The following is a 14,490-nucleotide window of genomic DNA, read 5'->3' as shown; positions in this document are numbered from 1 at the left end:
ATGATGAGTAGAATGAAGTCTAAAGGAATCTTGATAGCTATAGGTATTCTTATAGCTATCATAATTTTTTCATTTGACTCAAATATAGGGCAAGATGAAGTGAGTGAGTTGAAGGAAGAAGTTATTACTATTCATGATGAAGCCATGGCTAGAATGGGAGAGATTATGCAGTTGAAACGTGAGCTCTCCAAATTGAAGATTGAGGCTAAAAATGATTCGCTTATTCTTATCAACTTAAGTGATTTAACCAAGGCGCACGATGGTATGATGGACTGGATGCGCAACTTCTCAGCAAGGTTTCCCGAAGGTACTTTGATGGGCGGAGAAGCCTCTTCTCTGGCTGATGATGAAGTCATGAGTAAGGAAGAACTAACTGATGCTTTGAAAGAGGAATTGACAAGTGTTAAGATTGTGGCTGAGGATATTGATAAGGCTATAATTGCAGCAAAGGAAACACTTAGTGAAAGCAATTAAGTAAAAAGAGCCTCCGATCGATTGTATAGATTGGAGGCTCTTTACTCATTTTTAAACTTCTGTAGTCTTCCACTTACCTTTCCTGAAAAGAAGGATAGACACTATGGCAATAAGTATCTCTGAAGTGGTGATTGCACCATAAACTCCTATAGGTCCCCAATCTAATTGAAGAGCAACAAAATAGGCCACAGGAATCTGAAATAGCCAAAAACAAAAGAAGTTGATAATGGTGGGTGTTTTAGTATCTCCAGCACCATTGAAGGCCTGAGTAACCACCATACCATAGGCATAGAAAATGTAGCCCGCAGTAATTATTTGTAAACTTAAGGCTCCGTATTCTACTACATCACTTACATCGCTAAACCATCCGATAATTTGTTTAGCAAATAGGAAGTAGACAGCCGAAACGATTACCATGAATACAGCATTGTATTTGCTGGTTTTCCATACCGATTTTTCCGCTCTCTCGGGTTGCTTAGCTCCTAAGTTCTGACCAACCAGCGTTGCAGCAGCATTACTCATTCCCCAAGAGGGCATAAGGGTGAACATCATAACTCTTATGGAAATGGTGTAACCAGCTAATACATCGCTACCGAATTCGGACATTATTCGCATAAGAAATACCCAGCTCGATGTACCGATCAGAAACTGACCAATTCCTCCCAAGGAAATTTTGATAAGGTTCATCATTACCTCCGCCTTCCACACAAAGTCACTTAGTGTCAATTTGACACGGCTCCAACCAAAGAAAAGCACCATAAATTGTGCTACTACAGCGGTTCCTCGACCTATTGTAGTGGCTATGGCAGCACCTTCTACACCATAAGCTGGTATAGGACCCCAACCGAATATAAGAATAGGATCTAGTATAATATTCAAACCGTTGGATAGCACCAGGGCCCACATGGCTACAGAGGCATCACCAGCGCCTCTGAAAATAGCGTTGATGAGAAAAAGTAGCATAATGGTGATATTTCCACCTATCAAGATTCTGGTATATCCATACCCTTCCTCTATAAGAGCTGGTTCGCCTCCCATTAGCCCCAGAATTTCTTTAGGGTAAATGATGCCAATTGCTCCAACTACTATTGAAATGATTACGCCTAAAATAATGGCTTGAACAGCTGCTTCTTTAGCCCCTTTTTTGTCTTTGGCGCCTGTTCTTCTGGCAACTACAGCCGTTGCGGCCATACTTAACCCGATGGCCAAAGCATAAAGTAGTGTAATAACAGATTCTGTAAGACCAACGGTGGCAACAGCATTTACCGAAACCCTGGAAACAAATAGAATGTCTACCAGAGCAAAAGTAGACTCCATGAGCATTTCCAGAATCATAGGAATGGAAAGCATAAAAATAGCCTTCCGAATACTACCGGTAGTAAAATCTTCTTCTTTGCCACGGATAGCGGCAATAAGGTATTGAAAGTAACGCTTGTACTTATTTTGAGAAATAGATGTCATTGTAGAGAATTATGAAATAAAAAAATACAGATGTGCGACTAGGAAAGGATTATCCTAGGTTCAGGACCAATGCAGCCTCGACATAAAGTGTGAACACAACTCTCAAACAATCATGCTATAAAGCAAGGCCAATTTTCGAAAAACTCCTAGAGTTTTTTAATTTTTGAAAATAAGCTCCTTGAATTTCAGCATCCCGGTGCTTGCTTTTTCTTCAATGAAAGTGACATTTCTACCAAGGTAACCACCTGGCTTTTTGGGGTCTACTAAGTAAATAGGGCAGCTCGCCTTGGTGTACTGAATGAGACTAGCCGCTGGATAAACCTGTAATGACGTTCCTACTACAAGGAATATATCCGCTTGTGCAGTTGCTTCAATGGCGGGTTCCATCATAGGAACAGCTTCTCCAAACCATACGATATTTGGTCGAAGTTGAGAGCCTCTTTCACATAAATCGCCCATTTTGAGTTCCCAACCATCTACCTCATAGACTAATTGCTCATCAATTGAGCTTCTTGACTGAAATAACTGACCATGTAAATGTAGCACTTCGGTTGACCCAGCTTTTTCATGAAAATTATCTACGTTTTGAGTAATGACCGTTACTTCAAAGTTTTTCTCTAATTCTGCTAATAAAGTGTGAGCTATATTGGGCTTAGCGTTAAGTGCTTGTTTTCTTCTTTCGTTGTAGAACTTCTGAACCAACTCAGGATTCTTAGCCCATGCTTCTGGAGTAGCTACTTCGGTTACATCATGACCTTCCCATAAACCTCCTGAGTCTCGAAAAGTCTTTAAGCCGCTTTCGGCACTTATTCCTGCTCCTGTTAGTACTACTAGTTTTTTCATACCCATTTTTCTGTCATTCCTGCGAAGGCAGGAATCCCCAATTCTGTGCACAAAACTTAGGGATTTCCACCTTCGTGGAAATGACATGTTTTTGATAGGGGGTTAGCCAATCCCCAACTCTTCCTTGTTCTGCTCCAACACATTGATAATAAACCGAATGTGTTCATCCAGTTCAACCTCAAGCAGACTGACGCCTGCTTCAATTTCATCTCTTTCTACTTTAGCAGCAAAGCTCTTTTGTTTCAGTTTCTTCTTTACAGACTTTGGTGTTAAGCCGTTAGCACCTTCTGGTCTCACTTGGCAACAGGCAATAATAAACCCAGTGAGCTCATCGCAGGCCAGCAAAGCCTTGTCTAATAGGTTTTCATAACTGACTCCCCATTTTGTGTAATGAACTGAAATAGCATGTGCTATCTTCTCTTCGCCTTTCTCCCGCAAAAGGGCTACTATTTTATTCGGATGCTCTTCAGGATACTTTTCATAGTCTGCATCATGTAAAAGACCAGTAATGGCCCATTCTTCCGAATCTTCACCGAAATGCTTTCCGTAAGCTTCCATTACTAATTCTACACTTCTGGCATGCCTTAGAAGGCTATCAGTCTTTGTCCAGTTTTCAAGAATTTCTCGGGCTTCAGGTTTTGTCATTTGAGATGTTTAGAAAAAAAAGTGTTGATCGACTTCTCGAACTCTTCATTCAGAGGAAGGTTTGGGTTTGAATAGGAGGCAGTATTTTCATTGGTTAAGGCAGAAGAATTTTTCAACACATGGTTCATTCCTTCAATCACTTTTAGTTCGGCCTTGGCATTGGCTATCTGAAGTCGCTGAGCGTCTTCTACGGTTACCTGTAAGTCTGTGCTGCCAGCTACTACCAAGATTGGTATATCCAGTTTTTCAATTTCCAGCAAGGGGTCATATTTCATCCATGATCTCATAAACGGTTGAATGCTTGGCCTGAAAACGGCCATTAGGTAAGGAGGGATTGTGGAAACACTTTCTCCATTTCTGAGCTTGTTAAAAATATCTTCGGCCTCTTTGGTAATGTTAGGTGGATTAAAAGGATTGCTCTTAATCTGAGCTAGTATGGTTTCATCAATACTTAGTGAAGGTCCAGCAATTGAAGCGAAAGCTTCTACCTTTTCATGTCGAGACAATCTCATTCCGATTAGAGATCCTTGAGAGTGACCTGCGATGCCAATACTATTGAAGCGTCTATCTTCTATAAGAAACTCTAGCCATGCATTGGCGTCATTTACAAAGTCATCGAATGATAGCTCAGCTTCTGGTATAGCAGCTTCTTTACTTAGGCCAACACCTCGCTTATCGAATCGGAGGGAGGCTATGCCGTTTTGGGCTAATACCTCTGCTAAAAGCTTTAGCGAGTTGTTCTTTCCTGCCAGAGCAATTGAATTACCATCTTTATCGGTTGGTCCAGAACCTTGGATGATAAGTACAATAGGCAGCTTTTTCTTCTTGCCTTCAGGGAACATTATGACTCCACCAAGATCATGTCCTTTGGATTGAATATGTACCGTATCTTCTTCGAAGGTTTGTGTGTGAAGAAGAGGTGAAAATAAAAGTATAAAGAAAGATATAAGTATCAGTCTGCCCATAGTCAATCTGTTTGAAAACTAATGATTTCAATGGAGACTTGAAACAATAAATAAGCCAAAGAAAGTTAAGAATTACTTCTTTTTAGCCTTTCCCTTTTTTGCAGGAGTATTGTTGGCAATTAAAGTTTGAGCTTCTTCTAATGTCATGTTTTCTACACTAACATTTTTAGCTAACTCTACTTTTACCTTGCCTTTTATAACATTATGCCTTCCCCAACGAGCCTTTTCAACGCGAATGCCTTCAGACTCCCAGTTATGAATAACCTTTTCTCTTTCCTTCTTAAGCTTATCTTCAATGAGTTCCTCAATATCTTGTGCCGAAAGGTTATCCCAGTCGTACTTTTTGTTCACGTTAATGAACATATTGTCCCATTTTATGAAAGGCCCAAACCTTCCTTTACCTTTCTGAACCGGCTTATCTTGATAAACATAAATAGGTGCATCAGCCTCTTCTTTTTGTTTGATGAGCTCAATGCATTCGTCTAGCTCAATGCTAATTGGGTCGGCACTCTTAGGTAGAGAAATAAACTTCTCATCGTACTTAATATATGGTCCAAAACGGCCTATGGCGGTAACTACTTCTTTGCCTTTGTATTCGCCAACCTCTCTTGGTAGTTGGAATAGTTCTAGCGCTTCTTCTAGTGTTATACTCTCAATGAATTGCCCTTTTTTAAGGCTAGCATATTTAGGTTTATCTTCCTCATCTTCAGAGGCTTCACCTATTTGAACTAAAGGTCCGAATTTACCAAGTCTAGCAACAACAGTTTTGCCACTTTCCGGATCAATTCCTAACTCCCTACTAGCACCAACTTCTCTGCGGTCTATTTGCTCTGTTTCTTCTACAGTCTGATGGAACTTACCGTAGAAGTTCTTAATCATATTGTCCCAGTTTTGAGAACCCTGAGCAATTTGATCAAATTCTTCTTCCACATTAGCAGTAAAAGAGTAGTCTATCACATTTGGGAAATGATCTACCAAAAAGTCATTCACCACCATTGCAATATTGGTAGGGAAGAGCTTCGACTTTTCCGCACCAGTAATTTCCGTAAGAGCGTTAGACCGAATATTGTCATCTTTCAATATTAGCTCGATGTATTTACGCTCGTTACCTTCTCTGTTTTCCTTAACTACATACTCCCGCTTCTGAATTGTAGAAATAGTAGGGGCATAAGTAGAAGGTCTACCGATACCCATTTCTTCCAATTTCTTCACCAAACTAGCCTCTGTATATCTGGCAGAAGGGCGAGTAAAGCCTTGTCTGGCTTTTAAGAAATCTAACTTTAGGTTCTGACCAATAGATAATGGTGGAAGCATTCCCTTTGCCTCATCTCCACTTTCTTCATCGTCTGTAGATTCGATATAAACCTTTAAGAAGCCTTCGAAAACTATCACCTCACCATGGGCAACAAGTCTTTCTTTGTTAGTTGAAATGTCAATATTTACGGTAGTGCGCTCCAACTGAGCATCTGCCATTTGAGAGGCTACAGCTCTTTTCCAGATCAGTTCGTAGAGCCTTTTTTCGTTATAGTCTTTCCCAGCAGTATGTGCCGAAAAATCAGTTGGTCTTATGGCTTCGTGAGCTTCTTGTGCCGATTGAGACTTGGTTTTGAATACACGACTTTTTGCGTATTCAGCTCCATAAGCCGACTTTATTTCTTTTGCAGCACCGTCCATGGCCTCTTGAGAAAGGTTCACAGAGTCAGTTCTCATATATGATATCTTACCCGCTTCGTAAAGCCTCTGGGCCAAAGTCATGGTTTGAGAAACAGAGAAATTTAGCTTTCTACTGGCCTCTTGCTGAAGGGTAGAAGTTGTAAACGGAGCAGCTGGAGATCTTTTTCCAGGTTTTTTGTCGAGTGATTCGATAGTGAAGTTGGCAGCTTTACAACTTTCTAGAAAGGCTTGCGCCTCTTCTTCTGTATCGAAACGTTTAGGTAGTTCGGCTTTTAACTCTTTACCATCTATGTCGAAGATGGCTGAAACTTTAAAGAAAGATTGAACATCGAATTGATCGATTTCTCTTTCTCTTTCTACTACCAAACGAACTGCCACAGATTGAACTCTTCCTGCTGAGAGTCCTCTTTTTATCTTCTTCCAAAGCACTGGAGAAAGCTCGTAACCCACAATTCTATCTAGTATTCTTCTGGCTTGCTGAGCATAGACTAAATCTTCATCTATAGTCCTTGGGTTTTCCAAGGCCTTCTGAATAGCAGATTTGGTTATCTCTCTGAATACTATGCGCTTAGTGAAATCATCTTTAAGCTTTAATGCTTCTTTTAAGTGCCAGCTAATGGCCTCTCCCTCGCGGTCATCATCACTCGCTAGGTAGATGGTCTCTGCCTCTTTCGCTAACTTTCTAAGGTTTTTGATGACGTCTTTCTTGTCTGCCGTAACTTCATAGGTGGGGCGAAAGCCATTTTCAATATCAATAGCTTTATCTCCTTTGGGTAAATCTCTCACATGGCCATAACTAGAAACTACTTTGAAGTCTTTTCCAAGATATCCTTCTATGGTTTTAGCTTTAGCCGGTGACTCGACAATAACAAGATTTTTCGACATGTAGGGCTTGATTTTAATCTCTGAGCGCCTCAAAGATGCGCATAAAACTTTCAAAAAAACAAACGAATTGATTTTTCACCTGTTTTGCGATATATCAATACATTGCTTAATTCGTTGTTCACCCAACAACACAACATCAATTAAAATGGTTAGAAATTTATTATTGATTAGGCATGCGGAAGCTGAATTTCCTAGCGAACGCAAAAGAGATTTCGATAGAAACTTAACACCTAATGGTCATAATCAGGGAATTATCTTGGCTAGCTACCTGAAAGAATTACCCTTTGAGCTAGACGCTATATATCACAGTCCATCTAAAAGAACCTTACAAACCAGCCAATTCATTTTAGATACTCTGAATAAAGTGCCCAGAATGATGGATGCTGAAGAATTATATGAAGCAACTGGAAACCTCATGAGGGCTTTTGTGAATAGAATGGATGATAATTTTAAAAACGTAGCTATTGTAGCCCATAACCCTGGTATTGCAGAACTACATAATTACCTCACCAGAAAATTTGAGTCTTACAGCCCCTCAACCTGTTCATGGCTAGAAGGGGAGTTTGAGAGTTGGTCTCACATCACAGAAAATAGTTTTACTGAACGAGATTTTTACTATCCTGGCCAAATCGGATAATGATCTATTGAGAATAATTGAGAAACTTTGGCTCAGTAAAAATTGAAGGTTTTATTTTTGACGCATGGCATCATTAGGAAGACATATTATAGTGGAGTACTACAACTGTTCTCCAGAATTATTGAACGATGTAGTTCATATAGAAAAAAGCATGGAAAATGCTGCAGAAGAGGCTGGAGCAACCATCATTAATTCAACTTTTCACCATTTTTCACCTTATGGTGTTTCTGGTGTCGTGGTTATACAAGAAAGCCACTTGGCTATTCATACATGGCCTGAATATGGTTATGCGTCTGTAGACTTATTCACCTGTGGAGATACGGTAAACCCTTGGGTTTCTTATCAGATGTTGAAAGATTCATTTCAGGCTGGGCATGGTTCGGCTGTAGAGTTGAAAAGGGGTGAAATGGCTTTATTGAAGAGAAAGAACTTTGATGTGAAAGCCATGAGAGATGAAAAGAGCTCTGAAGATGGTGACCCGATCAGAACCAGAGATGTATGGTTTACCGAGCGTGACGATAAAATAGCCCTTTCTCTTAAGCATGATGGTAAATTGTACGATGTGCAATCTGACTATCAGCGCGTAGAAGTGTACAATACTCAAGCTTATGGCAATATGCTTACGCTAGATGGCATGGTAATGACCACCGAAAAAGATGAGTATGTGTATCATGAAATGATTACTCACGTTCCGCTTTTAACTCATCCAGATCCAAAAAGAGTGCTTATTATAGGTGGTGGTGATGGTGGAACCGCCCGCGAGGTTCTTAAACATGAGAACTTGGAAGAAGTGGTAATGGTGGAGATTGATGATAAAGTGATCGAGGCAAGTAAGATGCACTTACCAACTATAGCCCAATCGTTAGACCATCCTAAGCTAAACCTGATCATTGATGATGGAATCAAATATGTAAACGATGCTGCCGATGGTAGTTTCGATTTAGTTATTGTAGATTCTACCGATCCTGTTGGCCCAGCGGAAGGTTTATTCACTGTAGATTTTTATAAGGAGGTTCACCGAATACTCTCAGCTGATGGATTGATGATTACTCAAAGTGAGTCGCCAAGATTTAACAGCAAAGTCTTTAAGGAAATTTACCAGACTTACAGAGGAATCTTTGGTCAAGATAACGTACACTGTTACTTAGCTCATATTCCTACTTATCCAACTGGCATGTGGTCATTCAGCTACAGCTCAAAAGGATCGGCCAACCCAATGAACTTAAAGCCTACTGAAGAGGTAGATGCTTTTGTAAAGGCTAACAGGCTCAGATATTATAATGCCGATTTACATAAAGCAGCATTTGCATTGCCAAACTTTGTAAAAGAAATGATTGGGTAATGGCAACAGACTTCAATCCAAACAATGTTGGTATTAAGGGCACTCTATTTGGGTTGCCCTATAGTACCGATGATGCCAAAGTAGTTGTAATTCCTGTGCCTTGGGATGTTACTGTTTCTTATGGAGCAGGAACTTCAGATGGTCCTGAAGCTGTGTTGGAGGCTTCATCTCAACTAGACTATGAGCAGCCAGATCTTTCTGAAGCATGGAAGCTAGGTGTGGCTATGGCCGATATTCCTGAGGTTTGGTATTCGCTAGGGAAGGAGTTGCGTGCTAAATCGGAACAGTACATTCAATGGCTCGAAGAGGGGTCTAACCCCGTTTTGGCCAAAGAGATGGATGCTATTCTTGAAGAAGTGAATGAAGAATGCGCTCAACTGATGAAGTATGTGGAGCAGGAGTGCGACTATTGGCAGGAGCAAGGTAAGTTAACTGTGCTACTTGGGGGAGATCATAGTACTCCTTTGGGACATATCCGATCGTTAACTAAGAAGCATAAGGGCTTAGGAATCCTTCAGATTGATGCGCATGCTGACCTCCGGACGGCTTATGAAGGCTTTGAGTTTTCACATGCGAGCATTATGTACAATGCTTTAAAGGATGAAAATCTAGGAAAGTTAGTGCAGGTTGGCATCCGTGATTATTGTCAAGAAGAAGCTGATCTAGTTAAAGGTTCGAAAGGAAGAGTAGTTAGTTTTTACGATCAGGTAATTAAAGAAGAGCAGTATGCTGGTGTTACTTGGGATGCTATTTGCGAAAAGATAATTGCCGAACTGCCAGAGAAAGTATACATTTCATTCGATATTGATGGCTTAGACCCTAAGCTTTGCCCAAATACAGGTACTCCTGTACCTGGTGGCTTTGAGTTCGAACAAGTGATGTACTTGTTTAAAAAGCTGGTACAATCGGGTAAAACTATTGTGGGAGCCGACCTAAATGAAGTTTCACCTTCAGATGATGAGTGGGATGCCAACGTGGGTGCAAGAGTGCTCTATAGGTTAATCAACTTAATGGCTATGAGTCAGGGCTTGCTTTAAGCCCTCACTTCAAAACAGTCTTTCTAATTCCTAGTTCTCTAGCCTTTTTCATTACGAAGGCTACAAATTCAAATGGTGTTCTGGCATCGGCTGTAATAATAACACAAGAATCTGCAGGCAAGGCATATTTATGCTCATTTATCTTACCCATGAATACGGCTTCAAAACTATTAATGGGTAAGTCATTGTTATTTAGATATATAAGCCTTCTTTCATCAATATGAAGATTAAATGTGATGTGCTTTTCGGATAACATCTGGGCATAGAGAAACAAGACTTCTTCAGGACGTTGTTCACCCATGTTTTCCAGTTCTCTCTGAGCCTTAAGGAATGGCTCCTTAGGAATGAAGGATGGAATGCTAAGTGCTTCGGGTTTAAACTCTTCTATAATGGAATAGATCTTTTTATGAAGAATGTCAACATGCTCAAATTCACCTTCATTCAAAATTCCCTTCTCTATTAATGCAGTCTTAAATGATTGAACTATATCTGTGACATTCACTTCAATTCTATCGTGGTTATAATGCTTCTGAATGATGTCTATTGAAGAGGTCTGACCTGCCTGCCATTGAAAGAATAATAGAAGCAAAATGATAGCTTTCATGAGGTGATTTTAACTATATAAATAGTTGAAACCAAAGAATTATTCTCCGATTTAAAAGAGAACTGTTGGTGAATGAAGTCTTATCTGTTATTATAGCGGCTTCACATAATTTGAGACTGTGGGATTTATAGAAGACGCTGTAGCTTTTTTTGCCGGATGGATTTGGGGAATACCTCTTTTAATTCTTTTAATGGGTGGGGGGCTTTTCTTTATGGTATATGCTCGCTTCAGCCCATTTCTGTATTTTAAGCATGCCATTCAGGTACTAGCTGGTAAATACCACGAAGAAGATAAAGAAGGTCAAATTAGTCACTATGAGGCGCTTTCTACAGCGCTTGCAGCTACTGTGGGTATGGGTAATATTTCTGGAGTGGCTGTGGCCATCACCATGGGAGGCCCAGGTGCTATCTTCTGGATGTGGGTTTCGGCATTCTTCGGAATTGCCACAAAATTCTTCACCTGTACTTTGGCAGTTATGTATCGTGGAAAAGATTCTGACGGTGAAGTTAGAGGTGGTCCCATGTATGTAATTACTGAAGGCTTAGGTAAGAAATGGAAACCTCTGGCGGTTTTCTTCTGTATTTTCGCACTGATTGGCGCATTGCCAATATTTCAAGCCAACCAGTTAACTGCAGCGCTGAATGAAGTGTTGGCGCCATCCATTGGTTATGATGTGGCTTCATCATTCAGCTTTTTAGGAATAGATATACCTTACGCTTCAGCCATTATTGGTGTAATACTCACCGTATTGGTTTCTTCTGTGATCTTCGGTGGAATTAAGAGAATTGCTAAAGTGGCCTCAAAGATGGTTCCTTCTATGGTGGTGCTTTATTTTATCCTAGTAGTCTACATTCTAATTCAAAATCTAGCTGGTATTCCCGAGATATTTGCTTCAATTCTTGAAGAGGCATTTAATGGCAATGCCATTTTAGGAGGTGGTGTTGGTGCCATAATTGTAACTGGAGCCAAACGAGCTGCATTCTCGAATGAAGCGGGTATAGGAACTGCCCCTATGGTACACGGAGATTCTAAAACGGATGAGCCAGTAAGAGAGGGCTTGGTTGCTATGCTTGGTCCAGCTATAGATACACTTTTGGTTTGTACCCTTACTGCTCTTGTAATTCTGAGTACTGGTGTTTACAAACCGTATATAGGAGATGGCAACATAGCAGGTATTTCTTTAACACTTGAAGCGTTTAATGCCGCTATTCCAGGTTACGGAGCTTACTTCTTAGGACTGTGTATTTTGGTTTTTGCAGTGAGCTCTCTGCTTTCTTACTCTTACTACGGAGTGAAGTGTGTGTCTTTTATGCTGGGAGCTAAGAACGGAAACCTATATAACTATTTGTATATAGGTACCATTATTATTGGGGCTGTTACTTCGCTTGGTTTTGTGGTAAACCTGATAGACAGCAGCTTTGCTCTAATGGCCATACCTACCATGATTTCAGCCATATTATTGGCACCTAAAGCATGGAAAGCAGCTCAAGACTACTTTGCCAGGCTTAAGGCAGGGGAGTTTGATAACTAGTCAATAGCTATTAGTCATTAGTCATTTGGTCATGAATGACTAATGACTAATTTCCAATGACCGACTTAAGTGCTTCAACATTCTTTTTACTATTTCCAATGAATATCTCATTGTTAATAATGAAAACAGGACGCTTTAGAAAAGTGTATTCTTCCAAAATGTAGTTTTTCATTTCTTCTTCAGTGAGGTCTCTTTCATTGAGGCCAAGTGCACGATATTTTCGGGCCACTTTAGAAAACAAGCTCGCATAACTTCCTGCAAGCTCTTTCATTTGTTCAACTTGAGTTTTAGTTATGGCCTCGTTTTTGATATCTTGCTTCTCAAATCCTTCAAGGTTGAGTTCGCTCATTATTCTCTTGCAGGTATCGCAAGTGGAGAGGTAGTAGACTTTCTTCATATTCGATCTGTTGTTTGTCTTTTTTTATGGAAACTGACAAAATCAGCCGCAATTAAACAATTTTGGGATACTAATATTTGTATGTTTTGATCAAATGCCTTTTTTTGTGATGCTGTTAAAAATAACTAAACTACTAAACTGTCTGAAAGGAACGCTGACCTTTCATTAAAACTAAAATCAAAAACTATTATGAAAAGATTATCTAATGTTGTTCTAGCTGCTATTTGTTTTGTCTTTGTGTCTGTTTCAGCACAAGCTCAAGACGAAATCACAGATCAGGACTACAAGGATTACGCGATTATCCTTTTGGCTCAGAAATCAATTACTGATAAAATCAGCCCTATGGTGAATGAATTGATTGAAAAGCAAGAGGGTATGACTGGTCAGAGATTCCAAGAGCTTCAGAAGAAATCTGGTGAGCCAGCAGCTGACTGGGAGAAGCAATTCTTGGCGCTTGTAAACAAGCAAATCGATGCAAAGAAGAAAGCTGCAGGTAGTGTAGTTGGTACTTTGGCTAAACATAGCCTTGGAGCTAAAAAGTACAATGCCGTGAAGAAGGCTTACGCTGGTGGTGGAGATGCAAAGTCAAAAGTTGATGCATTCTTGGCCGAACTAGCTCAATAAGAACCCTTAATCAACCTTAACATACTAAAAACGAAAAGAGACTGCTTTGGCAGTCTTTTTTTTGTCCATGAGTTTACTGTAAGGGTTTATAATCTTACTTCTAGCATCTATTTTCTACCCCTTTCCATAATAATTGAATACGTTTGTCTTTATAATTGAAAAAACCTTTCATTGATACGTCTCTACCGCCTTTTCTTGCTTACTCTCGTTTTGGGTATAACATTTAACCAAGTAGATGCTCAGTTTTGGAAAAAAAAGAAAAAGAAGGAGGGTAATGTACAAGGTTTTGTGCTTGAAGAGGCCCAAACACCAGAGGAAAGGAAAAAGGCCATGGAACGGCAGCTCACTAGCCCGGTGAGAAAAATGCTCAATCGGTTCAACCTGAGTGTAGAGAAAAGCTACGGATATTTTTCTTATCAAAATCCGCTAGAAGGGGTGTCTGTTATTAGAAACCCGAGAAACGACCTGCTTTATATTGTCCCTATTGATGAAGAATCGACAGTGCAGCCTAGTGTTGCCTATAGCAATTGGTTTAATAGATTTACCGAAGTTGATATTTCGAGAATAGATGATGATAGTCAGATTGTAAGAACAGATACAGCTTCATTCGTCTATAAGAATTCAGGTCGTTATAATCCGCTAACTCTGAGGCTATCGTACAGCATTAAGAAATTAGACAAAGGCCATTTCGAAAGAACTGGAGAAAAGAGGTATCTAGATGATGATATGCTTCGCATAGGAGGCGGAATAGGGTGGGGTGCACACAAGTTTAGGCATCCGAGTTCAGAGCAAGATGTAGACCCATTGCTGAGACGATATCAGCTACCTGAAACCAAGATATCTACAACCAAAATGTTTGCTTCGGTCACTTATAACTTCTACTCCCTGGGAGACTTCTCTATGTTGGCCGATGTTTATGGTGGTGTTTGGAAAATCAAACAGTCGCAAATCAATTCAGATAACATCAACTACGAGCCATTTTTCAATGTCGGGCTCATGTTCCAAACCACATTCTCAAAGTATTTCAAAGGCTACATCAGACCATCATTTGAAATGAGGAGCTATACCTTGGCCAACGATGTTATTTCTACCCAGCACAAATATTCCATCTTTAGCATAGACTTAGGTTTACTATTCAAGTATCCTGTCTACCCAAGAAATAAGTACAAGGCCGATATGGTGCAAATGGAACATGTTTTCAACGGAAAAATGTACCGAGGTAGGCCGTTCTATAAGAAGCAAAATCCTCGCTACGGACAGCGAGGCGTTAACAGAAAAGCCAAGGGTTGGTCATTCCCAATTATAAAGGACAAAAAGTCTAAAAAAGGTAGCGAAAAAGGTGGTGGAAATGGCAATTAAACCTTTCATTTT

The 14,490-nt window shown here is 40.1% G+C and carries 14 protein-coding genes; 7 read left to right on the top strand and 7 right to left on the bottom strand.

Going from position 1 to position 14,490, the window contains the following annotated elements; translation table 11 throughout:
- The first annotated feature begins 12 nt into the window (after window positions 1-12).
- Entirely contained in the window at window positions 13-474 is a 462-nt protein-coding gene (locus tag T7867_RS16050) for a hypothetical protein (RefSeq protein ID WP_157717658.1), read from the top strand.
- A 51-nt stretch (window positions 475-525) separates the two neighbouring features.
- Here T7867_RS16050 and T7867_RS16045 read toward each other — a convergent pair whose 3' ends face one another.
- The 5 genes from T7867_RS16045 to topA form a co-directional block, all read right to left on the bottom strand.
- Complete coding sequence (locus T7867_RS16045) at window positions 526-1,935, bottom strand: MATE family efflux transporter (protein WP_068222087.1); 1,410 nt, start codon at window positions 1,933-1,935, stop codon at window positions 526-528.
- A 156-nt stretch (window positions 1,936-2,091) separates the two neighbouring features.
- On the bottom strand, window positions 2,092-2,778 hold the full coding sequence (locus T7867_RS16040; RefSeq protein ID WP_068224149.1) for an SIR2 family NAD-dependent protein deacylase: 687 nt from the start codon (window positions 2,776-2,778) through the stop codon (window positions 2,092-2,094).
- A 102-nt stretch (window positions 2,779-2,880) separates the two neighbouring features.
- A complete protein-coding gene (locus T7867_RS16035; protein ID WP_068222091.1) occupies window positions 2,881-3,423 on the bottom strand; it encodes an HD domain-containing protein in 543 nt (180 codons plus the stop codon).
- On the bottom strand, window positions 3,420-4,388 hold the full coding sequence (locus T7867_RS16030) for an alpha/beta hydrolase family protein (RefSeq protein WP_068222094.1): 969 nt from the start codon (window positions 4,386-4,388) through the stop codon (window positions 3,420-3,422). Before T7867_RS16030 ends, T7867_RS16035 begins: the two co-directional genes overlap by 4 nt.
- 72 nt (window positions 4,389-4,460) lie before the next feature.
- Entirely contained in the window at window positions 4,461-6,947 is a 2,487-nt protein-coding gene (gene topA / locus T7867_RS16025) for a type I DNA topoisomerase (RefSeq protein ID WP_068222096.1), read from the bottom strand.
- A 145-nt stretch (window positions 6,948-7,092) separates the two neighbouring features.
- On the opposite strand from topA, the gene T7867_RS16020 reads away from it, so the two are divergent.
- The 3 genes from T7867_RS16020 to T7867_RS16010 all read left to right on the top strand — a co-directional run bounded on the left by T7867_RS16020 (window position 7,093) and on the right by T7867_RS16010 (window position 9,963).
- The gene (locus tag T7867_RS16020) at window positions 7,093-7,584 is read left to right on the top strand and encodes a SixA phosphatase family protein (protein WP_322299561.1); all 492 of its coding nucleotides are present in this window, start codon (window positions 7,093-7,095) and stop codon (window positions 7,582-7,584) included.
- Between the two features lie 64 nt (window positions 7,585-7,648).
- Window positions 7,649-8,926 (top strand): polyamine aminopropyltransferase, encoded by a 1,278-nt coding sequence (gene speE / locus T7867_RS16015; protein WP_322299560.1) that lies wholly within the window; start codon window positions 7,649-7,651, stop codon window positions 8,924-8,926.
- Window positions 8,926-9,963: an agmatinase family protein gene (locus tag T7867_RS16010; protein WP_322299559.1), complete on the top strand. Its 1,038-nt coding sequence runs from the start codon at window positions 8,926-8,928 to the stop codon at window positions 9,961-9,963. The genes speE and T7867_RS16010 overlap by 1 nt, the downstream gene beginning before the upstream one ends.
- A gap of 4 nt (window positions 9,964-9,967) precedes the next feature.
- Here the strand turns inward: T7867_RS16010 and T7867_RS16005 are convergent, their stop codons facing one another.
- Window positions 9,968-10,567, bottom strand: a complete 600-nt coding sequence (locus T7867_RS16005) for a biopolymer transporter ExbD (protein ID WP_322299558.1) — start codon at window positions 10,565-10,567, stop codon at window positions 9,968-9,970.
- A gap of 118 nt (window positions 10,568-10,685) precedes the next feature.
- On the opposite strand from T7867_RS16005, the gene T7867_RS16000 reads away from it, so the two are divergent.
- A complete protein-coding gene (locus T7867_RS16000) occupies window positions 10,686-12,098 on the top strand; it encodes an alanine/glycine:cation symporter family protein (protein WP_322299557.1) in 1,413 nt (470 codons plus the stop codon).
- 46 nt (window positions 12,099-12,144) lie between these two features.
- Here the strand turns inward: T7867_RS16000 and T7867_RS15995 are convergent, their stop codons facing one another.
- Entirely contained in the window at window positions 12,145-12,495 is a 351-nt protein-coding gene (locus tag T7867_RS15995; RefSeq protein ID WP_322299556.1) for an arsenate reductase family protein, read from the bottom strand.
- A gap of 189 nt (window positions 12,496-12,684) precedes the next feature.
- Between T7867_RS15995 and T7867_RS15990 the strand changes: the two genes are divergently transcribed.
- Window positions 12,685-13,119: a hypothetical protein gene (locus T7867_RS15990; RefSeq protein ID WP_068222113.1), complete on the top strand. Its 435-nt coding sequence runs from the start codon at window positions 12,685-12,687 to the stop codon at window positions 13,117-13,119.
- 171 nt (window positions 13,120-13,290) lie between these two features.
- Complete coding sequence (locus tag T7867_RS15985; RefSeq protein ID WP_322299555.1) at window positions 13,291-14,478, top strand: hypothetical protein; 1,188 nt, start codon at window positions 13,291-13,293, stop codon at window positions 14,476-14,478.
- The last annotated feature ends 12 nt before the right edge of the window (window positions 14,479-14,490 follow it).

It is taken from the genome of Roseivirga spongicola, from assembly GCF_034376045.1.
Lineage (GTDB): Bacteria > Bacteroidota > Bacteroidia > Cytophagales > Cyclobacteriaceae > Roseivirga > Roseivirga spongicola.
The sequence above is the reverse complement of the archived record's forward strand: the minus strand, read 5'-3'. Positions and strand labels throughout refer to the sequence as shown.

What these genes read in the sequence shown, in the direction of transcription:
- T7867_RS16035 (WP_068222091.1), bottom strand. Translation starts at nt 3,423, where the DNA reads ATGACAAAACCTGAAGCCCGAGAAATTCTTGAAAACTGGACAAAGACT.
- T7867_RS16040 (WP_068224149.1), bottom strand. Translation starts at nt 2,778, where the DNA reads ATGAAAAAACTAGTAGTACTAACAGGAGCAGGAATAAGTGCCGAAAGC.
- T7867_RS16030 (WP_068222094.1), bottom strand. Translation starts at nt 4,388, where the DNA reads ATGGGCAGACTGATACTTATATCTTTCTTTATACTTTTATTTTCACCT.
- topA (WP_068222096.1), bottom strand. Translation starts at nt 6,947, where the DNA reads ATGTCGAAAAATCTTGTTATTGTCGAGTCACCGGCTAAAGCTAAAACC.
- T7867_RS16050 (WP_157717658.1), top strand. Translation starts at nt 13, where the DNA reads ATGAAGTCTAAAGGAATCTTGATAGCTATAGGTATTCTTATAGCTATC.
- T7867_RS16045 (WP_068222087.1), bottom strand. Translation starts at nt 1,935, where the DNA reads ATGACATCTATTTCTCAAAATAAGTACAAGCGTTACTTTCAATACCTT.
- T7867_RS16005 (WP_322299558.1), bottom strand. Translation starts at nt 10,567, where the DNA reads ATGAAAGCTATCATTTTGCTTCTATTATTCTTTCAATGGCAGGCAGGT.
- T7867_RS15995 (WP_322299556.1), bottom strand. Translation starts at nt 12,495, where the DNA reads ATGAAGAAAGTCTACTACCTCTCCACTTGCGATACCTGCAAGAGAATA.
- T7867_RS16010 (WP_322299559.1), top strand. Translation starts at nt 8,926, where the DNA reads ATGGCAACAGACTTCAATCCAAACAATGTTGGTATTAAGGGCACTCTA.
- T7867_RS15990 (WP_068222113.1), top strand. Translation starts at nt 12,685, where the DNA reads ATGAAAAGATTATCTAATGTTGTTCTAGCTGCTATTTGTTTTGTCTTT.
- speE (WP_322299560.1), top strand. Translation starts at nt 7,649, where the DNA reads ATGGCATCATTAGGAAGACATATTATAGTGGAGTACTACAACTGTTCT.
- T7867_RS16020 (WP_322299561.1), top strand. Translation starts at nt 7,093, where the DNA reads ATGGTTAGAAATTTATTATTGATTAGGCATGCGGAAGCTGAATTTCCT.